Source organism: Pseudomonas sp. GW821-FHT01A09, from assembly GCF_058986725.1.
The window spans coordinates 172,444-194,188 of the sequence record NZ_JBYSWB010000009.1 but is presented as its reverse complement, the minus strand read 5'-3'; the positions used below and the strand labels follow the sequence as shown (position 1 = coordinate 194,188).

General features: G+C 56.1%; 18 protein-coding genes and 2 pseudogenes. 10 read left to right on the top strand and 10 right to left on the bottom strand.

What is annotated here, in order from left to right:
* The first annotated feature begins 29 nt into the window (after window positions 1-29).
* Window positions 30-539, top strand: coding sequence for a lactoylglutathione lyase (gloA, locus tag AC3WJP_RS13375; protein ID WP_493721782.1), 510 nt, complete (start codon window positions 30-32; stop codon window positions 537-539).
* 90 nt (window positions 540-629) lie between these two features.
* Here the strand turns inward: gloA and AC3WJP_RS13370 are convergent, their stop codons facing one another.
* A complete protein-coding gene (locus tag AC3WJP_RS13370; protein ID WP_493721781.1) occupies window positions 630-1,169 on the bottom strand; it encodes a DsbA family protein in 540 nt (179 codons plus the stop codon).
* Window positions 1,170-1,210: 41 nt separating this feature from the next.
* Window positions 1,211-1,963, bottom strand: coding sequence for an SDR family NAD(P)-dependent oxidoreductase (locus AC3WJP_RS13365; RefSeq protein WP_493721780.1), 753 nt, complete (start codon window positions 1,961-1,963; stop codon window positions 1,211-1,213).
* A gap of 139 nt (window positions 1,964-2,102) precedes the next feature.
* Here AC3WJP_RS13365 and AC3WJP_RS13360 point away from each other — a divergent pair, with 139 nt between their 5' ends.
* Window positions 2,103-2,822, top strand: coding sequence for an IclR family transcriptional regulator (locus AC3WJP_RS13360; protein WP_493721779.1), 720 nt, complete (start codon window positions 2,103-2,105; stop codon window positions 2,820-2,822).
* Between the two features lie 54 nt (window positions 2,823-2,876).
* On the opposite strand, the gene AC3WJP_RS13355 is transcribed toward AC3WJP_RS13360, so the two are convergent.
* Window positions 2,877-3,794, bottom strand: a complete 918-nt coding sequence (locus tag AC3WJP_RS13355) for a LysR substrate-binding domain-containing protein (RefSeq protein WP_493721778.1) — start codon at window positions 3,792-3,794, stop codon at window positions 2,877-2,879.
* Window positions 3,795-3,983: 189 nt separating this feature from the next.
* Here AC3WJP_RS13355 and AC3WJP_RS13350 point away from each other — a divergent pair, with 189 nt between their 5' ends.
* From AC3WJP_RS13350 to AC3WJP_RS13335, 4 genes are all read left to right on the top strand, one after another.
* Entirely contained in the window at window positions 3,984-4,733 is a 750-nt protein-coding gene (locus AC3WJP_RS13350) for an SDR family NAD(P)-dependent oxidoreductase (RefSeq protein WP_493721777.1), read from the top strand.
* 99 nt (window positions 4,734-4,832) lie between these two features.
* Window positions 4,833-6,134, top strand: a complete 1,302-nt coding sequence (locus tag AC3WJP_RS13345; RefSeq protein ID WP_493721776.1) for an MFS transporter — start codon at window positions 4,833-4,835, stop codon at window positions 6,132-6,134.
* Between the two features lie 18 nt (window positions 6,135-6,152).
* Complete coding sequence (locus AC3WJP_RS13340; protein ID WP_493721775.1) at window positions 6,153-7,001, top strand: transketolase; 849 nt, start codon at window positions 6,153-6,155, stop codon at window positions 6,999-7,001.
* Window positions 6,998-8,005, top strand: a complete 1,008-nt coding sequence (locus AC3WJP_RS13335; RefSeq protein ID WP_493721774.1) for a transketolase family protein — start codon at window positions 6,998-7,000, stop codon at window positions 8,003-8,005. Before AC3WJP_RS13340 ends, AC3WJP_RS13335 begins: the two co-directional genes overlap by 4 nt.
* Window positions 8,006-8,378: 373 nt before the next feature.
* Here AC3WJP_RS13335 and AC3WJP_RS13330 read toward each other — a convergent pair whose 3' ends face one another.
* The 5 genes and pseudogenes from AC3WJP_RS13330 to istA all read right to left on the bottom strand — a co-directional run bounded on the left by AC3WJP_RS13330 (window position 8,379) and on the right by istA (window position 12,450).
* Window positions 8,379-9,320 (bottom strand): helix-turn-helix domain-containing protein, encoded by a 942-nt coding sequence (locus AC3WJP_RS13330; RefSeq protein ID WP_493721773.1) that lies wholly within the window; start codon window positions 9,318-9,320, stop codon window positions 8,379-8,381.
* A gap of 58 nt (window positions 9,321-9,378) precedes the next feature.
* Window positions 9,379-9,870, bottom strand: a pseudogene (locus AC3WJP_RS13325) (OprD family outer membrane porin); the annotation flags it as partial.
* 325 nt (window positions 9,871-10,195) lie between these two features.
* Entirely contained in the window at window positions 10,196-10,579 is a 384-nt protein-coding gene (locus tag AC3WJP_RS13320) for a hypothetical protein (RefSeq protein WP_493721807.1), read from the bottom strand.
* A gap of 68 nt (window positions 10,580-10,647) precedes the next feature.
* A pseudogene (gene istB, locus AC3WJP_RS13315) lies at window positions 10,648-11,424 on the bottom strand (IS21-like element helper ATPase IstB); the annotation flags it as partial.
* A 3-nt stretch (window positions 11,425-11,427) separates the two neighbouring features.
* Entirely contained in the window at window positions 11,428-12,450 is a 1,023-nt protein-coding gene (istA, locus tag AC3WJP_RS13310) for an IS21 family transposase (RefSeq protein WP_493721772.1), read from the bottom strand.
* An 867-nt stretch (window positions 12,451-13,317) separates the two neighbouring features.
* On the opposite strand from istA, the gene AC3WJP_RS13305 reads away from it, so the two are divergent.
* The gene (locus AC3WJP_RS13305) at window positions 13,318-13,650 is read left to right on the top strand and encodes a hypothetical protein (protein ID WP_493721771.1); all 333 of its coding nucleotides are present in this window, start codon (window positions 13,318-13,320) and stop codon (window positions 13,648-13,650) included.
* Window positions 13,651-13,772: 122 nt separating this feature from the next.
* Here AC3WJP_RS13305 and AC3WJP_RS13300 read toward each other — a convergent pair whose 3' ends face one another.
* Complete coding sequence (locus tag AC3WJP_RS13300; RefSeq protein WP_493721770.1) at window positions 13,773-15,083, bottom strand: ATP-binding protein; 1,311 nt, start codon at window positions 15,081-15,083, stop codon at window positions 13,773-13,775.
* Between the two features lie 55 nt (window positions 15,084-15,138).
* Window positions 15,139-15,840 (bottom strand): response regulator, encoded by a 702-nt coding sequence (locus AC3WJP_RS13295; RefSeq protein ID WP_493721769.1) that lies wholly within the window; start codon window positions 15,838-15,840, stop codon window positions 15,139-15,141.
* A 151-nt stretch (window positions 15,841-15,991) separates the two neighbouring features.
* On the opposite strand from AC3WJP_RS13295, the gene AC3WJP_RS13290 reads away from it, so the two are divergent.
* The 3 genes from AC3WJP_RS13290 to AC3WJP_RS13280 are packed head-to-tail and all read left to right on the top strand — an operon-like array spanning window position 15,992 to window position 21,691.
* Window positions 15,992-17,155 (top strand): efflux RND transporter periplasmic adaptor subunit, encoded by a 1,164-nt coding sequence (locus tag AC3WJP_RS13290; RefSeq protein WP_493721768.1) that lies wholly within the window; start codon window positions 15,992-15,994, stop codon window positions 17,153-17,155.
* Window positions 17,155-20,292 (top strand): multidrug efflux RND transporter permease subunit, encoded by a 3,138-nt coding sequence (locus AC3WJP_RS13285; RefSeq protein ID WP_493721767.1) that lies wholly within the window; start codon window positions 17,155-17,157, stop codon window positions 20,290-20,292. Before AC3WJP_RS13290 ends, AC3WJP_RS13285 begins: the two co-directional genes overlap by 1 nt.
* On the top strand, window positions 20,285-21,691 hold the full coding sequence (locus tag AC3WJP_RS13280) for an efflux transporter outer membrane subunit (protein WP_493721766.1): 1,407 nt from the start codon (window positions 20,285-20,287) through the stop codon (window positions 21,689-21,691). The genes AC3WJP_RS13285 and AC3WJP_RS13280 overlap by 8 nt, the downstream gene beginning before the upstream one ends.
* Window positions 21,692-21,745: the final 54 nt, after the last annotated feature.

Below are 21,745 nucleotides of genomic sequence, written 5' to 3'. Positions count from 1 at the left end.
CCTGACTGGAGTCTTGCATGGGATATTTTATGAGCACTACCAAGACTATCAGCAGCGAAGCCAGAGAAGAGGCCACACTCGGATTCGTGTTCAACCACACGATGCTTCGAGTGAAAGATATTGCCCCCTCCCTGGCGTTCTATACCAACGTACTGGGCTTCAGTCTGATCGAACAGCTAGACTTTCCTGAGGCTGAATTCAGCGTCTACTTTCTCGCCATCATCGACAAGCAACTGATTCCAGAAAATGTGACCACTCGCCGTATCTGGATGAAAACCCTGACAGGTCTGTTAGAGCTTACGCACAATCATGGTACTGAGACAGATCCTGACTTCCACTATCATGACGGCAACGCTGAGCCTCGCGGATTTGGGCACATCTGCATCTCGGTACCCGATGTCCACGCAGCATGCACTCGCTTCGAAACGCTCGGCGTTCCGTTCCAGAAGCGACTCACCGACGGACGAATGAAGGACATCGCGTTTATCAAAGACCCCGATGGTTACTGGATTGAAATCATCCAACCCACTGCGCTGTAGCTGGCCCGCAAATCCTTTGGATCGACTCCGATTGGGGGGCTGGATGTTGCCAGGTGCCGTTGCGGCACTTGGCACATCGACAACACCCTACTAAGCGAGATGCAACACCCAATGGGCAATCGAATCCCCACTGGACAAGTCTGGCCGAACCAGTCCATCGATCATGAATGTCGGGGACACATGGATACCATTCTGCCTCGCGTACTTACATTGCCATTTGATGGCGTGTTCAAGGTCGGGGGCAGCAAATGCGTCCGCCAAGCTGATACCGCTGTAGCGCTCTATCCGGGCGATGATGTCATTGGGCGTGGCGTCGCGGTTCGGGCCGGTTGCGTGATTCTCGAACTCGAATTCCTCACGATGCGCGGCTACTGCTGCCATGACAGCCTTGGCGCATTCTCGACCTCCCGCAAGCGTCGCCGCCGCCAGGATGCATCGCACAACGACGCCTGAAAACATGTGCCAGGGCTGGGATTGAAGCCGGATCTTGAGCGTGATTTTGTCCTCGCCAGCAGACGCAAGCAGCTCATCAAGTTTGTGGAATGCCCTGACCGAAAACGGGCATGTCGGCTCAAGAAAAACTTCAAACATGCGGGGCCCATTACCCCATGACAGAATGTCAGCTTGCATTGCATCTCCTGCTAAATAATCGTATCCGACCGCCCGGTATTCTAGAACTGGACACCGTTGGTCAAGCCGCCATCGACCAACAGTGTAGTGCCGGTGATGTAACTGGCTGCCATGCTCGCCAGGAAGACCGTGGCTGATGCCACCTCCTCCGGCCTCGCCATTCTCCCCATCGGGTTGGCCGCCAAACACTCGGCAAACGCTTTGGGATCGCCGCGTTCGATGCTTCCCCAGACGCCATCCGGGAAATAAACATTACCCGGAGACACTGTGTTCACTCGAATGTGCTCGTGGGCGTGTCGCGCTGACAATGTCTTCCCATAGTGCGTCAGAGCCGCCTTCAAGACCCCGTATGGCTCAGCAAAACGATCGATCTCCCGGCCTGAAACACTAGAGATCAGTATCACAGATGCAGCTGACGATTGCTTGAGATAGGGCAATGCCGCATTCACAAACGCCACGGTACCGAGAAGATCGATATCGAACGCCCTGCGCCAGGTTGACAGATCGCCACCGCCGGTTAAAGCGCTGACATTGGGGACAATGATGTCGATGCCGCCAAGCTCCTCAGCGCTGCGGCACACCCAGCGTGTAACCGCATCCGCATCGGCCACATCGACGACTGTCCCGTTCGCGCGCTCACCAAAACCCAGCTCGGCCTCTCTTACGCCTGACTCGCTACGGGCACAAAAGCTTACTCGCGCCCCCTCAGCCAGGAAGGCCTCAACGATAGCGCGCCCAATCCCACGAGAGCCGCCACTGACCAGAACCGATTTACCCTTGAGTTGGAGATCCAAAACCTGCACCTTTACAGTTGTGATTTACCCAAGACTGTAACGAGTAAAATGCTCTTGAAGGGCGAGTGGCAGAACGTGATTCGTGAAATTCGGCATTGCCGAATAGCGCCTCATTTCAATAGGTGGGAGAACACCGGCAGTGGTAGTCAGCAAACGCCATATTCAGTCCATCGAGCGGGCAATGATGCTGCTGGAGCAACTCAAAATGTATCCCGACGGCGCAAGCCTGGCCGAGCTCTGCACACCCAACGGCCTGACAAAGAGCACTGCGCACGGGCTTCTGGTTACGTTGACAGACCTTGGGTACGTCAGTCATCAAGGCGCGAAATACTCAGTAGGTACGCGCGTTCACGCACTCGCGTCAGCTACCAGCGATCCAAGTGAGGAGATTCACGAGACCTTCAGCCCTGCACTTCGAGCATTCAATGAGCTGTGTGAGTCTGACTGCTACTTGGCCATTGCAAGTGGCGCACGCACATACCTCACCCTCGAAGCGCTCGACCAGCATGGCGGGCCGATCGTGCCTCGTAATGACAGCCAGCGGGATGCGATCAGAACTTCAGCCATCGGCAAAGTTTTCATGGCTCACGATCCCGCCCTGGCCAGAATAGTTCGTCGCAACGCGCCTTTGGATAGATCAGTGGAAGACGAGTTAGTCCGAATCAGCATCTGCGGATTTGCTCTGGACAGCGAAGCTTCACAGGCTGGACTCAATTGCATGGCAATTCCTTTGCGCCTCAAAGGCAAGGTAGTCGCGGCGTTGGGAACCAGCGGTGAGTCGGCACATTTGCACGCCAAAGTGCTCGAGCTCAAAGCGAAACGGGCACTGCGTCAGCTGTACGATGTCGTTAAGTGCTGACAGAAAGTCTGCACCACTACTTATCCAGCAAGCGCTCAGCTGAGCGTGTACGCATCAAAATACGAAGCTATGCCCCAACTCGCTTTCCATCCACTCAAGGAACCTCCTAACCCTCGGAAAACTTGAGTGAGCTTTGGGAAATACCAAGTGATGAGCTGCGACGGGTGCGCTCAGGCTTTCCGGAGCTACCTCTACGAGCGATCCCGAGGCCAGGTATTTCTGGGCTAACAACGTACTTTCCAGAGCAAATCCCAGCCCATGGCGCGCGGCCTCAAGGGTCATGTATGAGCGGTCAAAACTCAGTACATACGGGTGCTCCGGGCGCGCCAGCCCGTGCTGAGCAAACCACTCTGGCCACTTCAACAGCGTGGCCTCAGACAGAATCAAATCCCTTTCGAGCATATCCGTTGCACTGATGACCGGATGTCGCGCAAGCAACTTGGGAGATGCCAGAACAGCAAAGGTTTCATTGCGTACCGTTCGTACTTCATAGCTCGCCCAGTTGGGTTGGCCATGGCGGATATCTACGTCGATTTTGTCACGGCTGAAATGCAACGATTCGTACGAGCATGACAGGTTGATCTGGATATCCGGGTGGCTGATGCGGAACGCCTCCAGCCGGGGCATCAACCAGAGTAATCCAAAGCTCGGCGATGAATGAAGGCGCAAGCAGTCCAGGCTCACGTCACTGGTAGCCCGCTCTGTCGCCATTTCCAAGCTATGCAATAGTCCAGAAATGTCTTTTAGGTATTGCTGGCCAACTGGGGTGAGCGTCACGCCACGGGCAGCTCGAACGAAAAGCTGACGACCAATCATCGCTTCCAGTTTTGCCAACTGATGACTCACTGCGGATGGCGTCAGATCCAAGACTTCAGCGGCACGTGCGAGGTTTCCGAAACGAGCCGTTTGTTCGAAGGCTTGAATAGCTCTCAGCGGTGGCAGATTTGGCGGCGCGTTTTCATCATGGGGCATGGACGCTCTCGTACGATTTTTATGTTGTTTTGGAGATAACGCATTCAACCATCTGGTGCGTGGCTTGACGAGAGGTGAATTTTCTTCAGCTATGAGTGACGTTTGCGTCATTGCTCAGCAAACCGGCTCGGAACACTCTGAATCATCGATTACTGAAATCGAACATAAAAACAATCAGAGGTATCTCTCATGCTTCTTCAAGGCAAAGTCGCAATCATTACTGGCGCGGCATCAGAACGTGGAATCGGTCGAGCTACTGCCGTCACCTTCGCCAAACACGGCGCCCATGTAGTCATTCTGGATCTTGATGAGTCTGCAGCACGTGATGCTGCTGCCACGCTTGGCGAAGGCCATCTGGGCCTGGCAGCTAACGTTGCGGATGAAACTCAAGTCAAAGAAGCCGTTGCCAAAGTGCTGGAACGCTTTGGTCGCATCGACGTCCTGGTCAACAACGCCGGTATCACACAGCCCATTAAGACCTTGGATATTCGGCCTTCCGATTACGACAAAGTGCTGGATGTCAGCCTGCGCGGCACTCTGCTGATGTCTCAGGCGGTCATCCCGACCATGCGCGCCCAGTCGTCCGGCAGCATCGTATGCATGTCTTCCGTCTCCGCCCAGCGTGGCGGCGGCATCTTCGGCGGCCCACACTACAGCGCTGCCAAAGCGGGTGTACTGGGTCTGGGCAAAGCTATGGCCCGAGAGTTCGGCCCTGACCAGATTCGGGTCAACTCCATCACACCAGGCCTTATTCACACCGACATCACCGGTGGCCTGATGCAAGACGAGCGTCGTCACGCAATCATCGACGGCATTCCGTTGGGGCGTCTGGGTGCTGCTCAGGACGTGGCCAACGCCGCATTGTTTCTGGCGAGTGACCTCTCCTCCTACCTCACGGGTATCACTCTGGACGTGAACGGCGGCATGCTGATTCACTGACGCTGAGTGGGCGGGCTACCAATGGCTCGCATTGTTCTAGATCGATGATCCACCGGGCAGACTGCCTGGTGGTCTATAAAAACAAGAGATCAGACCATCATGATAACCACCATGACCCTCGATGCGGTCTCGACCGTACGCTCAAATGCTTATCGCAAAACAGCTTGGCGCCTGATGCCGTTCCTGATGCTGTGCTACCTGTGCGCGTATTTGGATCGCGTGAATGTCGGCTTCGCCAAGCTGCAAATGATGAACGACCTGTCCCTGAGCGAGACCGTATACGGTCTTGGTGCAGGCATGTTTTTCATCGGTTACTTCCTCTGTGAGGTGCCCAGCAACCTGATCCTGCACAAGGTCGGCGCACGCCGCTGGATCGCCCGGATCATGATTTCCTGGGGCATCATTTCCGCCCTCTTCGCCTTCGTCGAAACCGCTTGGCAGTTCTATGCCCTGCGCTTTCTGCTGGGGATCGCTGAAGCAGGCCTGGCCCCAGGGCTGCTGTTGTACCTGACCTACTGGTTTCCGTCCTATCGCCGCGCCAAGATGACCGTTCTGTGGTTCGTCGCCATTCCGCTGTCGGGCATGATCGGCGGCCCACTGTCGGGCTGGATCATGAACAGCTTCGCAGGCTTCCATGGCTGGGCGGGCTGGCAGTGGATGTTCGTGATCGAGGCGATTCCTACCGTCATCGTCGGCTTGCTGGTGCTGTCGTATCTGAAGGATGGCGTGCATCAGGCGACCTGGCTCAGCGACGAGGAAAAGGAACTGGTCAACAAGGAACTCGCCGAGGACAACAGCCGCAAGGTCACCCACGCTTCACCTCGCGAATTCATCCGGGATCGTCGCCTGTGGCTGCTCGCGTGCATTTACTTCTGTGTGGTCATGGGCCAGTACGCGATCACCTTCTGGCTTCCAACACTGATCCGCAACGCAGGTGTTTCTGACCCATTGCACATCGGCCTGCTGACCAGCCTTCCGTACATGTGCGCCATCGTCGCCATGCTGTTGATGGGTCGCAGCGGCGACAAGCACCGCGAACGTCGCTGGCACTTGGTCGCGCCGATGATCGCGGGCGCCATCGGCCTGACGCTGGCAGCCATTCTCGGCGGCAATCTGGTGCTGTCCGTGCTTAGCCTGTGTCTGGCCGCTGCCGGGGTGCTCTCAGCCTCGTCACTGTTCTGGATGCTGCCCACCACACTGCTCGGCGGGGTCTCAGCCGCCGCAGGTATCGCCGGCATCAACAGCTTCGCCAACCTTGCCGGTTTCTGCTCGCCCTACCTGATCGGCTGGATCACCACCACGACCGGTTCAAGCGCCATCGGCATGTACCTGATCACAGGCGTGCTGTTCATCGGAGCCTCGCTGGTTCTGCGCATCCCCGCCGCTTCGGTCAATCGTTAAGTTCTCGGAGTTTTCACCATGACTGCTAATACACCCGATACCGCGCTTTCGGTTCTGGCAGAGCGCGCCCATAACATTCGCCGCCATGCCCTGCGCATGGGCCAGGTTCAGGGCCAGGGTTACGTCGGCCAGGCCCTCGGCGCAGCCGACTTGCTGGCGGTGTCGTACTTCCACGCGTTGCGCTATCAGCCGCAGAACCCCAGGTGGGAAGAACGCGACCGCTTCTACTTGTCGATCGGTCACTACGCCATCGCCCTGTATGCGGCGCTCATCGAAGCCGAGGTCATTCCCCTCGACGAGCTGGAAACTTACGGCTCGGACGACAGCCGCCTGCCGATGTCGGGGATGGCAGCTTATACGCCAGGCATGGAGATCACCGGTGGCTCCCTCGGCCATGGCCTGGGCATCGCCGTGGGTGCATGCCTGGGGCTCAAGCGCAAGAAGTCCGATTCGTTCGTCTACAACCTGCTCTCCGATGGCGAACTGAACGAGGGTTCGACCTGGGAAGCAGCGATGTCGGCCTCGCACTGGAAGCTCGACAACCTGATCGCGATCATCGACGTCAACAATCAGCAAGCCGACGGTTACTCCAGCGAGGTGCTGGCATTCGAACCGATCGTTGACCGCTGGGAGGCCTTTGGCTGGTTCACCCAACGGGTGGACGGCAACGACATCGGCGCGCTAGTCACGGCGTTTGACGCCGCGCGCAATCATCAAGGCGCTCAACCACGCGTGATCATCTGCGACACCAAGATGGGCAAGGGCGTGGACTTCCTCGAAACCCGCGAAAAGACCCACTTCATCCGCGTCGATGAAAACGAATGGGATCTGGCACTGAAAAACCTGAAAGTCGGGAGAACCGTATGAGCAATGTGAACACCCCCGAGCCGGGCAAAAAACGCCTAACCACTTCGGCGATGATTGCCTCCATCGCGTCCGAAGGCCAGGCCACCCGCTCGGCACCTTTTGGCCATGCGTTGGCTGCGCTGGCCGATCAGCGTTCGGACATCGTCGGGTTGTCCGCCGACCTGTCGAAATACACTGACCTGCACATCTTCGCCAAAGCCCACCCGGATCGCTTCTATCAGATGGGCATGGCCGAGCAGTTGCTGATGAGCGCCGCCGCCGGCATGGCCCGCGAAGGCTGCGTGCCGTTCGCCACGACCTACGCCGTGTTCGCCTCACGCCGTGCCTACGACTTCATCTGCATGGCCATTGCCGAAGAGAACCTCAACGTCAAAATCGTCTGCGGTCTGCCTGGGCTCACAACCGGTTACGGCCCGAGCCATCAGGCCACGGATGATCTGGCGATCTTCCGCGCCATGCCCAACCTGATGATCGTTGACCCGTGCGACGCACTGGAGATCGAACAGGCGGTGCCTGCCATCGCTGCACACCAGGGCCCGGTGTACATGCGCCTGCTGCGCGGCAACGTGCCGCTGGTGCTGGATGAGTACGGTTACAAGTTCGAGATTGGCAAGGCCAAGACCCTGCGCACCGGCAAGGACGTGCTGATCATCTCCACCGGCCTTATGACCATGCGCTCACTGGAAGCGGCGGCGCAGCTGCAAAAGGATGGCGTGGATGTGGCGGTGCTGCATGTGCCAACCATCAAGCCGCTGGACGAACAGACCATTCTGGCCGAAGCACGCAAGTCAGGGCGGCTGGTGGTAACGGCTGAAAACCATTCGATCATCGGTGGACTGGGCGAAGCCGTGGCAGGCCTGCTGCTACGCAATGGCGTGACCCCGACCTTCCGCCAGATCGCCCTGCCAGATGCCTTCCTCGATGCCGGCGCCCTGCCGACACTGCACGATCGCTATGGCATCTCCACCAATGCGGTGGCCGTGCAAATCAAAGCTTGGCTTTAAACGATACGACGACTAGACAGGAATGGCTGCACGGACAGTGCTTGAGTCCGTGTTGATATTGGAAATTCAGCGCGGGGGCATTGCAAAGCAAGGCCCCTTTCCGCCGTTTGTGGAGGCAATGAAAAGAGCCCCTCTGACTCGCCATCAGCGTCCGAGACACGCGTAAATGCTCTGCAAGCATGGTGACTTGCAGGCAAAAAAAGCTCCCAGCCAAAGTCAGAGAGCAAATGCCAAGTGCGACAGGGTAAGGGTGACCAAACCACGGCCATGTCACAGTGGTTCTGTAACATAGCCCCCAATCTCACCGGCGATATAGGCAAGCATGAGCACACGACCTGAACGTCACGCTTGCCCTTGAGGAATGTAGTTATCCCTAATAATGACTATTTGGAAAGACTCCATATTCCTTTGTTATCTCTGCGGCAACACGAGACGCGCGAACGTCACAAACATGGGTTATAGGCGGAGAGCCGAACTCCCGGCGGTACTCTCGACTGAATTGAGACGCGCTGCCATATCCAACTGCACTGCTGGCGGATCTGGCATTGCATCCGTTTTCAACCATCAATTGGTGAGCCTTTTGCAGGCGCTTTTTCTTCAAATAACCTATCGGCGTTAAGCCGACATGCTTGCGAAACTCCCGATGAAAGGAGGAGATCGGCAGCTTGATGAGCGCTGCCAGGTCGCTGAGCTTAACTCGATCCCGGTAGTTCGAGTTAATCCAAGAAACCGCTTGCTCTATCTTAGCGATCCCAGTCAGCCGATGACCAATTGGCGGATCAAGCCGGGGCATTGCAACAGCCTCAACCAAAGCGCGCTTGATCACTACCGTGATCTTGTCACCCTCACTCCCCAAGGTCGCAGACTCTACAATACGGGCGACAAGATGAGCTACCTTAGAGTCGGTTTTTCTAACACCCTCGCAGCTCAACTGCCGTTCAATCGAAATCAATGGGCCGATGCAGTTATCTTCAAAAACGGACAAGGCACCTGAGTCAACGGGAATAAAAATCGAGATGAACGAGTTGCCGTCGCTGTCCATAGAATTGACTTCAGTCAGCACTAGGGGACGCCTAATCACTCGATGGGTGCCGGCATGCATTTCGCCAACGCCATCGCCAGCCGCTATTTTTTTGTGACCCGAAACGACGAACAGCAATCCGCTTTCATAGAGCTTCGCGATTTCGACAGTTTCGCTATCAGCGCGATGAATTACAATCCCTGCATTAGCTATCGTCAATGTTCCTGCGCATCGCAGGACGTCGCGCACAATAGCCAAAGTGCTGGAGGCCGGATCACTGTTTTTCGTATTCATGTCAGTATTTGGATGGTCTAGCCCTCACCCGATACTCGTGCGAGGGTTAGGGACAACGTCAGAGAATGTTGATGGGGTATTCGATCATCAATCGAACATCATTATTATCAGCTCCATAAATCCCTGCATTGTATGCAGAATTAGCCCTGTACACTGCGCTCCGCAGCCTGACAGAAAGATCTTTTGCTGGGCCAGACTGGAAGACATATTTAGCCTCAAGATCCAACTCGTGCTCTTTCCCTTCGCCTTGGGCCGTAGTGATGTCATAACCGTACACGTATCTTGAGACAAAGCTCAGACCGGGGACGCCATAGGATGCCATATTGAGGTCATATCGCACCTGCATAGACTTTTCGTCTTCACCCACGAAGTCCGACCACTGCACAGAGTTGTGCAGCCAGACAGTGCCTGCGCCATCAACGCCGTATCTGTAGCCTGTTTTACCCGAACCCTGCTGGTAGGAAAACGAAAGCTTATGCGCATCAAATGTGTAACCTACGCCAGTGCTCCAAAAAAGATTGTCGTTTTCACCACCGCGCTGCTCACCTTGTCCGTGAGGACATCAATGACAGCCAGCCCCCAATCCATCACTTATGGAGTTTGCTGAAACGACTGGACAGCGTTGCAGGATCCATAGTCATCCAGAACTGAGGACATACACGAGTCCAGGCACCTCCATGTCTCCTTAAGCGCATCCTTGGTCTTGTCTATAAATAGATCGAGAACGAAGTCTCGCATGACCGTGAAAGGGCTGTCTCTGTCGTACCCTTGATAGATACCAGGTGCGATAGAGATCCCTCGCCCGCTTTCAAGACCCTGGCGGACATATACGCATCGACTCCCTCAGTCCTCGACTGTCCCGGACAACCACTCCCCTACTGCAGCACGTGTGGGGACAGATGGTGCTGCCCCCTAGACAACCGCAGAAACGTACGAAGGCTCGCACGTCCATTGACGCGCTGAAACGTCGCGAGCACGTACCGCGAATTCACAGTCGTCATCACCCAAAATCGCCCTTCGCGCTCGACTTTCAACACGTCAGAAGTACGGATCAGGTGACCATCGCCAAACCGCCCGTACTGATCTTTTCGCTTGTGGCCAAACACCACACCGATGCCTGCGCGCGCCCTTATGGATACACCACATAGGTACGCAGTAACCGGTAAGTCGAAGCCCTGCTCTTGCGCTTTTATGATTCGCAAGAGGTCGAAATCTGTATGGCGCTTTCCGTGGAAATTTACATCTATCGTATCTGTCAACGCCAACCCAAAACTGACCCCTTTACTGCATTTTTCGCCAACTGAAATCTGACCCCCTCGGCCTGCTTTTAAACGCTCTTCACCGCTCGCGCAGGGCTGGTACCCGCCTTGCGTTTATCCTTGAGCCGGTAGCTATCGCCGGATATCTGCACGATATGCGCATGATGTAACAAACGATCCAGCATCGCGGCCGTCAACGTCTGATCATCGGCGAAAGTGCCCGCCCACTGGGTGAACGGCAGGTTGCTGGTGAGGATCATGCTGCCGCGCTCGTATCGGCGGGCAACGACGTTGAAGAACAAATTGGCTTCATCACGTCCGAAAGGCAGGTATCCGATCTCGTCGATCACCAACAGTCGTGGGCCCATCACCGCGCGGTTGAAGTATTCCTTCAGGCGATCCTGCCGGTGTGCGGCGGCGAGTTGCAGCATCAGGTCGGCAGCGGTGATGAAGCTAGTTTTGATTCCAGCCAACGTTGCACAATAGGCCAATGCGCAGGCCAGATGCGTTTTGCCCACACCGCTGGGGCCGAGCAAAACGATGTTCTCAGCGCGCTCGATAAAGCTGAGTCCCGCCAGCTCTTGCAGCTGCGCGCGTGGCGCGCCGCTGGCGAAGGCAAAATCGTATTGCTCCAGCGTTTTGAGAGCGGGCAGTGTCGCCATCTTCAGTAGGGTTTGGCGTGATCGCTCGGTGCGCGCCTCAGCCTCTACGCGCAGCAAATGCTCCAGGAAGTCGGCGAAGCTCTGCTCCTGAGCGGCGGCTTGCTGCGCCAAGCCAGCCCAGTCTGCGGCCATCCGCTCCAGCTTGAGCTGCTGGCACATTTCGATGATGCGCGCGTGCTGAAGGGTTCATCGACGTGTCTCCAGCAACTCATCGTAAACCGAGAGCGGGTGCTGCAAGCTCTCGTGCGGTAGCACGCGGCCTGGCCGCAAAAGAGGTAGCGCCAGAGTGCTCACCCTGCTGGCCGGTAGCGGTAACAAGACGTCGCGCTCTTCGGCCAGACGCGCTGCCGGCTTAACCCCTGTGGTGCCATGAATCCGCTGATGCGCGACTTCATCGAGCCAGCGCCCGATGTGGGCATTGGCGGTGGCGACGTCCAACGGCAAACCCGCGCTCTTGAGCGTGACCGCCAGTGGCGTGATGAAACTGCCTTTGAGGTAGCCGTTGAAACGCTCGACCTTGGCCTTGGTTTTTGCGCGGTAGGGCCGGCAAACGCGCGGCCGAAAACCGTATTCGTCGGCCAGTGCCAGCAGTCGAGGATGCCAGCGATGCTGGCCAGCACCATACGCATCGCGCTCAAGGATGATCGCGCCGGCGTTGTCGAACAGCGCCTCTTCCGGCACTCCGCCGAAAAAGGCGACGGCCTCGCGCAAACCGTTTAGCCACGCATCGCTGTCCTCGCGAGCGCCGAAGCAGACGAAGGTGGCGCGGCTGTAGCCAAGCGTTGCGACAAAGGCTTTGAGCGGGTCACGGCCCCTGCGAATGGTGGTGAAGTCGACCTGAAGTTGCTGACCGGGCAAGGTTTCGAAGCGCACAACCGGGTCGTGCACCGGACGCTTGAAGGGCGCCAGCCAGGATTTGAGCCGGCTGACCCCACCGGCATAGCCTTGCGCCTGAATTTCGCGAAGCAGCACTGTCGCGGGAATCCAATGCGGCCGGGCTGCATCTATGCGCTCTTGCAGGTAGGCCTTGAAGGGGTCGAGCTTGGCCGGCCGGGTCGGCCTTGCCGGATAACACGGCTGATCGGCTTCGCCGCGCAGATACCTGCGCACGGTGTTGCGCGACAGCCCGAGCGTGCGCGCGATGGTTTTGATACCCATGCCCTGACGGGCCAATACCTTGATTTCCACTGACTGCTCCTGGGTCAACATCTCGGCAGCTCAAAGCCACCATGATCGCCCAGGGGGTCAAAATTGAGTTGGCGTTAGGGGGTCAGTTTTACATTGGCGGTGACAAATACTTCGACGACTACTCGCACAACAACGACTGACTCAGCCATTGCCAGCTAGGAATCAATCAATATGTCAACGTATCACTATCAGTGCCAACACTGTTATTGCACCACCAATATGTGGGAGGTAGAAGATGGAGAAGACAACTACTGTGGAGGTGCCATTGAAGACTGTGGATGTACTTCGCTTCATGACAACCAGGATGACGATGAAAATTAACGTTCGACGCTCACCCTTCTGGAGGGTTGTTTAACTCGGCTTTGCAGCGTACTGGACTCGCGGTTCTCGCAGCGGCGCTCTACGAATCTGGCAAGCTCGTCAATAGCAAGATGCGCTGCATTCGGCTGCCCCGGGATGACTCTGATCCTGGGTCATTCATGTAGTCCATGATCGCAAGCGGGGGTGCGCCGGCCCACGATGGGCCAAAGGCTCAAGGATGGAAGTCCGGAGGGCCGCCAATTCGACTGGACTGGTCTTTCCGCTTGCGACCAAAAACAACACCGATACCTGCCCGCGCCCGGGTTAATATTCCCTAGATTTCCATAACCGCTGTATGAGCAAGCGGAGCGCGCAGGCCAGGATGGTCGAAGGCGTGAAGATGGACGCCCGGAGGGCCAAGACACAGGTTGGCTTGGTTCACAACAGCTGACCGCAACGCGGCACGCCCAGGATCTCTGCGCCATCAGCCTCTCTCAATTTTGAGCCAAGTCCTACCAATTCGGAATACCTGCATAACATGTTGTAAGAATGGCGTATTCACCAAACCGTCAATTCCTGAGACAGCGCATGAACCAAGAATTAACTGAAGAAGAGATGCGTCGTGCCCTGTTCGGCAGCGCTGAAGTCTGCGCACGAATCCTCCCCCCTACCGTTCAGGAGCCCGTTCCAGAAGCGGTGACCCTGCCGGTTAGCAAACCCCTGGTGAAGAAGAAAGCCGCGAAAGCGTTCACTCCAAGACTGAAGGTCACGCTCCGGGTCGGTAATGAGTACGAAGGCCAGACGTTTGAGATGATTCATGAGGCTGATACGCTGAGCACCCTGCTGGCAGAGCAGGAAGCGGTAAAAGCAGCGAAGAAAAAGTACAAGTACATGGAAGTGGTATCGGTCAAATCCATGTAGAAATGACGCCGCTCCCAATCCATGCAATGTGTCCGAATTCGCTCCACACTCCCGCAGCCAATAAGACAGCGGCGGTAGCGCTTACCTGACTGAGCCAATGAATTATCTTCCCCCGCTAGGCCTCATTTGTCTGGCAGGAATGGGAGCGTTATCTCAAATTTTGCACCCCCTAGCGGCGCATAACCCACCGTGATTTTACCGCCCTGGCATTCTATTGCACGACGACTGATAGCTAGCCCGAGCCCAAATCCTCCAGTATCGCGATCTCGACTTCTGTCCATGCGATAGAACGGCTCGAACACACGCTCCTGCTCGTCGACAGGTATTCCGATACCATCGTCTTCAACGCTGAGAGTGAAGCCATTATCTGTATGTATGTGGGCACTGACACGAACCTGGTGCTCACAATATCGAATCGCGTTATTGATCAGGTTCTGGATCGCCCTGGCGGTCAGACGAGGGTCGAGCATAAAGTGCTCGCAAGCCGTATCAAAATTCAGGATTAAGGAAAATTCCAGGCTGTCCTGCTCATCTATGAACCCACCGAGCACGCTATCTAGGTAAGACTGGACAGGCACTGGTTGCCGCGCTGGTAGCTGGTAGGGGGATTGCAATCGAGTGTAGGAAAGCAATTCGTCTATGAGCGTGTCCAGTTCGCGCACGTGGTTGAGCATCTGCTCAAGCCGCAACTTTGTAGGCGGTTCCAGCGGGGCGGTCATGACCAGCGCCATGCCGAACTCCAACCGTGAGAGCGGAGTGCGCAATTCATGGGAGACTGCATTGAGCAGCTCCTGCTGCTGATTAAGCAAGCCCTCAATGTCCTGAGCCATCTTGTCAAAGACTTGGGCCAAGTCACCAATATTGGAACTCGGAGAAATACGCGTCCGCTCGGCGAGATTTCCGGCTCCCAACTTCATTGCGGTACGCTTGAGCCGTTGGAGGTCGCTCCAATGAGGCCATACCCAGATCAACAAGCAGCCCAACAGAGCGGCGCCAATGAGGATATTCATTAGCCAATAAATGATGTTGATATCCACCGGTGGATCCGGTGATACCAGTTCGATCACGTGGTCATCAGGGAGCAGCGTCAGGGCGGCGCCCAGCTCGCCGTAGAACCCCCTGCGAACGGCGTTCTTGCCTTGCTTGAGATCAGCTCGCTCGATATCGCTTAGGCTAGGATCGGCCAGTGGGATGACTCTTAGCTGCAAGGGGGCGAAATCTTGTTTCAGCTCGCGCTCCAGCGCAGCCCACGCCTCATGCGGCGTCTGGGAAAAACGCACTTGGATCAATCGTAACGTTCCCTTTGCCTGCTGCTGGTTGTACGTGACGGTGCGTTCGTCGAACAGCTTCAGGACGATTCCTGGGACGGCATAGAGCGCAACGCCGTACGTCACCAACATGATCAGGTAAAGCCGAGCGAGCATTTTGAACATGGTGATTGATCAACTATTTAGGACAGGATAAAGGGGCGACCGAAGAGCAAACGGGCTACTCGTCCCACTCGGATCGGCTCAGCAAGTAACCCTTGCCCCAAACGGTTTTGATCTTCCGAGGCTCGCTGGGGTCGTCCTCAAATTTACGTCGGAGCTTGGAGATGGCAACGTCAACAGATCGGTCGATGCCGTTAAATTCGATGCCTCGAAGTTGCTGGATCAACTGATCTCGACTCAATACTTCGCCCACATGGGTGGCAAGCACCAACAGCAGATTGTATTCGCCGGATGACAAGTCGACATTCTTGTTCCGCCACTGCACCTGACGTTCAGCCAGTTCGATGACAAGCTGTCCAAGTACGATCTGCTCAGCATTGGGACGGACGACCGCTGGTGTGCTGCGCCTTAACACAGTGCGAATGCGGGCCAGTAAAACCCGTGGCTCGCAGGGCTTGGCGACGTAGTCATCGGCCCCGGTCTCCAAGCCGAGTATCTGATCGTCGCTTTTGTCTCTTGCGGTGAGCATGATGATGGGCAATCCTGGGTTTTCGTCCCGCAACTGCCGGCAGACATGTAGGCCGTCTAGGCCCGGTAGCATCAGGTCGAGAATGACCAGATCGGGACGCAACCGATGCGCGCCTTCTAACGCCCGGTCGCCACGACTGATCACTGTGACGTCGAACTCATAGCGCTGGAGATAGCTGGCAATCAGTTCAGACAGAGCCGCGTCATCCTCGACAAGCATAATCCTAGTCATTTCACAGGCCATTCCCCAAAAGTGGGCAGCATAACCAAGGCATGCCTCATGTATGCAAAGTCTTAACAGTTCTTAACATCTTCCCTACACTTTTTTACATGCGCGTGGGACGCGGTCTCTAGCATGGTGCGATCTTTGGGGGAGCGCCATCATGCCGTCTTTTTTTCGACTAAATCCATACCGTTTGCTGGTCTGCGTGGGCTTTGCTGCGTTAGCGGGCTGCAATGAGCCACCGCCATCGCAGGATATGCCCCCACCTGAAGTTAGTGTGGAAACAGTAAAGATCCAGCCTCTCACGATTACGACAGAGCTCAATGGCCGGCTTGTGTCTCCGCGAACCGCTGAGGTTCGTGCACGGGTAGCCGGCATTGTGCTGCAGCGGGTTTACCGAGAAGGCACCGACGTCAAACAGGGTGACGTTCTTTTTCGCATCGATCCGGCACCGTTCCAGGCCGACGTTGAAAGCGCGGAAGCCGCTTTGCGCAAGGCCGAAGCTAACGAGTATCAAACTAGGCTGCAGGCAGATCGTTATGCGGAACTGGTGAAAATCAACGCGGTAAGTCGGCAAGAATCCGAAAACGCTCGTGCGGGATTCCTGCAGGCCCAGGCTGACGTAGCTTCGACCCGTGCGGCTCTCAAGCGCTCACGGTTAAACCTTGGCTACGCGACAGTGACCGCGCCAATCTCCGGGCGTATTAGCAAAGCCATGGTGACTGAGGGCGCACTTGTGGGCCAAGGCGATGCCACCGCCTTGGCAACCATCCAGCAACTGCAACCCATCTATGCCGACATCAACCAATCTACTCGACAGATCAGCGAGTTACGTAGCTCGTTACAACAAGGTCAGCTGCAGCAGCTTGATCGAGGGCAGATTACCGCCACGCTGATTCAAGAAGATGGCAGCCTGTATGCACTGAAAGGACAGTTGCTTTTCTCAGACCTGACGGTTGATCAGAGCACCGGCCAGGTCGTGCTGCGCAGCGAATTCCCTAACCCTCACAGTGAACTGCTCCCAGGTAGTTTCATTCGTGTGAAGCTCGACCAAGCTCGCACAGCAGAGGGCATCACCATCGCTCAACGCGCAGTGCAGCGAGATGCCGGAGGTAAGTCTCTGGTGATGATCGTGGACGCAGAAGGCAAAACCCAAGAGCGCGCCATCTCACTCGGTGAAGTAAAGGACAATCGCTGGATTGTGAAAGCTGGGCTCAATGCAGGGGATCGCGTGGTGGTTACAGGCCTTCAGCATGTACAGCCGGGCATCGCAGTTACCGCAGTGGAAGAGCCCGCACCATCGGCTGCGCAGGAGCAGAAGTGATGCCGCAGTTCTTTATTGATAGGCCGGTATTCGCTTGGGTCATCGCATTATTCATCGTTCTGGCGGGACTGCTGGCTATACCGAACTTGCCTGTTGCCCAGTACCCTAGTGTGGCCCCACCCCAAATCGAATTGACGGCAACGTATCCAGGTGCGTCTGCTCAGACCATTGATGAAAGCGTGGTGAGTTTAATCGAGCAGGAATTGAACGGGGTTAACCACCTACTTTATTTCGGCTCGAGCAGCAGTCAGGGGCGGGCGACCATGACCGTCACCTTTCAGCCGGGCACTAACCCGGAGCTGGCCAAGGTAGACGTGCAGAACCGACTTAAAGTGGTGGAGCCGCGTTTGCCTCGTGCTGTGACGCAGCAGGGATTGCAGATCGAAGAAACCTCGGCAGGTTTCTTGATGATCGCGACTTTGACCTCGACAGATGGCAGGCTCGATGAGATTGCGCTGAGCGATTATCTGACTCGTAACGTAGTCAATGAACTCAAGCGGCTTGATGGTGTGGGTAAAGCGCAGTTGTTTGGTGCCGAGCGCGCCATGCGTATCTGGGTCGACCCGCAAAAACTGGTGGCTTTCAACCTGACACCTGCAGATGTCAGTCAGGCTATTTCCGAGCAGAACGTTCAGGTCTCTGCCGGCAGTATAGGCGACTTGCCATCCTCTACGGATCAAGAGCTTACTGCAACGGTCATGGTGAAAGGTCAGTTGAGCACACCTGAGGAGTTTGCCGCCATCGTGCTCAAGGCAAATCCCAATGGCTCCAACGTCACAATCGGTGATGTGGCAAGGGTTGAAGTAGGTGGTCAAAACTATAACTTCGCGACCCGCCTAAACGGTCAACAATCGGTTGCATTGGGCGTACAGCTCGCACCGGCTGGTAACGCGTTGAGCACCGCCACCCATGTGCGGGAAAAGCTTGATGAGTTGTCGCGGTATTTCCCGGCAGGCGTCAAATACGATATCCCTTACGACACCTCCCCGTTCGTGAAAGTCTCGATCACCAAGGTCATTCACACATTGCTTGAGGCAATGGTGCTGGTGTTCATCGTGATGTTTGTATTCCTGCAGAACATTCGTTACACGCTTATTCCTGCTCTGGTAGTACCTGTCGCACTGATGGGTACGTTTGCCGTGATGTATGTGCTTGGCTTCTCCATCAACGTTCTGACCTTGTTTGGGATGGTGTTAGCCATCGGCATCCTAGTGGACGACGCCATCGTCGTCGTGGAAAACGTCGAGAGGCTAATGGCGCAGGAGGGGCTTTCGCCGAAGGATGCCACTCGCAAGGCAATGACCGAAATCAGCAGCGCCATCATTGGCATCACACTGGTTCTAACTGCCGTATTCATCCCTATGGCCTTCATGTCCGGCTCGGTCGGCGTGATTTATCAGCAGTTTTCGATTTCGATGGCGGTTTCCATCGTGTTCTCTGCATTTCTCGCTCTGAGTCTGACGCCAGCGCTGTGCGCGACCCTGCTCAAACCCATTGCAGCAAACTCGCATCACGAGAAGAAAGGCTTCTTTGGCTGGTTCAACCGTCGCTTCGACCGCATGAGTAACGGTTACGAAAGCTGGGTGAGCAAGGCGGTTGGCCAGTTGGGCCGCTACATGTTGGTGTTCGTCGTATTGGTGGGCATCATGGGACTGCTGTTCACCCGTTTGCCGTCCTCATTCCTGCCGGTTGAGGATCAGGGCTATACCATCACTGATGTTCAACTGCCGCCAGGTGCCAGTCAGAATCGCACCATTGAAATCGCCAAGCAGATCGAAGCGCATAACGCTCAGGAACCTGGCGTTGCTAATACCGTCATGATTCTCGGATTCAGCTTTTCCGGGAACGGGCAAAATGCTGCACTTGCCTTCACTACCTTGAAAGACTGGTCTGAGCGAGAAGCAGAAGACTCGGCACAGTCCATTGCTGATCGTGCCAGCGCAGTGTTTTTCGCGCTCAAAGACGCCATGGCTTTTAGTCTGCTTCCGCCTCCAGTGGAGGGCCTAGGCACGTCAGGTGGCTTTGAAGTGCGCTTGCAAGATCGCAGCGCACAGGGTTATGACGCACTGCGCCAAGCCCGTGATGAGCTACTCAGCAAAGTCAGTGAAAGCCGGATCCTGCAGAATGTGCGTGAATCCGCTCTTGCGGAAACACCTCAAGTGAACATTGAGGTGGATCGTCAGCAAGCCAATGCCATGGGCGTTTCGTTCTCCGCTATAGCCAATGTCCTGTCCACATCCCTGGGCTCCGCCTATGTGAACGACTTTCCAAATCTCGGGCGCATGCAGCAAGTGATCGTGCAAAGTGAGGGTGATCGTCGGCAGCAGGTTGAGGACATCATGAAACTGGAAGTCCTAAACAACCAAGGCCGTATGGTTCCTGTCTCCGCGTTCTCCAAAGTGAAATGGGAGAGAGGGCCTGCGCAGCTCAATCGTTACAACGGTTATCCCTCGGTCAGCCTGTCCGGCGAGCCTTCCCCAGGCCACAGTACAGGTGAAGCCATGGACGAGATGGAGCGGCTAGCCTCGGGTTTACCATCGGGCTTCGCCCTGCAATGGACGGGGCTGTCGTTGCAGGAAAGCATCTCGGGTGGTCAGGTGCCGTTGCTGCTCGGCTTGTCGATGCTGGTGGTCTTCTTATGCCTCGCCGCACTTTATGAAAGCTGGGCAATTCCAGCTGCGGTGCTGCTGGTTGTTCCGTTGGGCGTCATAGGCGCGGTATTGGCGGTAACGTTGCGCGGAATGCCGAACGACGTTTTCTTCAAAGTCGGGCTGATCACTATCATCGGTCTGTCAGCCAAGAACGCCATCCTGATCATTGAGTTCGCCAAGAGTTTGCACGATCAGGGCATGGGCCGTGTGGAGGCGAGCATTCAAGCTGCACGCCTGCGGTTACGCCCAATCATCATGACGTCGCTGGCGTTCATCCTGGGCGTAGTTCCGCTGGTCTTCGCGTCGGGTGCCAGCTCGGCCAGTCAAAAAGCCATCGGTACGGGCGTGATTGGCGGGATGCTGACGGCGACCTTGGCAGTCGTGTTCGTTCCAGTGTTCTTCGTAATGGTTATGGGGATCGTGGAGAAGGTGAGACCTGGTAAGGCTTCCGACGCTCACGCCAAACAAGGGCAAGCTCATGAATAATTTGTCTTCTCCGATCCTCGCCGGGGCGCTGGCTGCAATGCTGGCTGGATGCTCACTAGCACCCGCTTATCAGCGTCCATCCTTACCTGTTCCTGAGCAGTTTCCAGGTGTCAGCGTAGCAACGCAGGAAGCTTTGCTACCGGATAGCCGAGGAGTGTTCCGCGACCCACGTTTGCAACGTTTGATTGAACTGGGCCTCGCGTCCAACCGAGACTTGAAAGTAGCTACTCTGAACATTGAACAGGCCCGCGCTCAATACCGAATTCAGCGAGCCGATTTGCTGCCCTCTGTAGATGCGACTGGAGCTTTCACCCGACAGCGCGGCCAAACTGGCTTTGCATCGCCGCAGGGTGAGAGTCAGGTCAGCAACCTTTACAACGTCGGAATCGGTCTCAGTTCGTATGAACTGGATCTTTTCGGGCGGGTGCGGAATTTGAGCGATGCCGCTCTTAGCGAATATCAAGCGATCAGTGAAACCCGCCAAGCAGTGGCGCTATCGCTAGTAGCTGAAATTGCGACGGCTTACATCAATCAACGTGCAGCCAGCGAGCGGATTGAGGTGACGCGACGTACCTTGAAAAGCCGAGAGGAAGGTTTGGAGCTGATACATCAGCGACTGGAACTAGGTGTGGGATCTGACCTGGATCTAAGTCAGGCTCAAACCTTGGTAGAGGGTGCCCGCAGCGACCTTGCTGTACTCGATAGAACGCTTGCACAGGCGGACAACGCACTGGTATTGCTAATCGGCCAGCCGCTGCCGAGCGATTTACCTACACCGTTGTCTTTGGCTAAGCAAGGCCTAAATCAGACTATGGAACCGGGGCTACCGTCCGAATTGCTGAACCGTCGGCCCGATATTCAGGCTGCAGAGCGGCGACTTGAGGCCACCTCTTCCAATATTGGCGCTGCAAGGGCAGCATTTTTTCCGAGAATTTCCCTGACTGCTAGTTCCGGTTCCACCAGCGCTGAACTCAATGAGTTGTTTTCTGGCGGCAGCCGGGCTTGGAGCTTTGCACCGCAGATTCAGATTCCGATTTTCAACTACGGGCGCAACCGAGCGGAACTCGACGTCGCCAAGGTGCGTCGTGATTTGCGGGTGGCTCAGTACGAGAAAAGCATTCAAGTGGCGTTTCGTGAAGTGGCCGACGAGCTTGTCGCCCGTGAACCGCTTCAGCGCCAGTTTATTGCTCAGCAACGACAGCTGGACGCAGCGCAACGAAGCCTGACGTTGGCTGATCAGCGTTATAGACGTGGCCTAGATGGTTATCTGACTAAACTCGACAGTGAGCGGACTGTGTACGGCGTACAAAACTCTGTCGTCGAAGCAAGGCTGCAGCTCGCACTATCCCAGGTAAGCCTGTTCAAGAGCTTGGGTGGAAATTGGTCTGTTCGGGAATAGGAACTCGGATATCTCTTATTAACCTGAGGCTGCTGCAGCGCACCGACTACAACC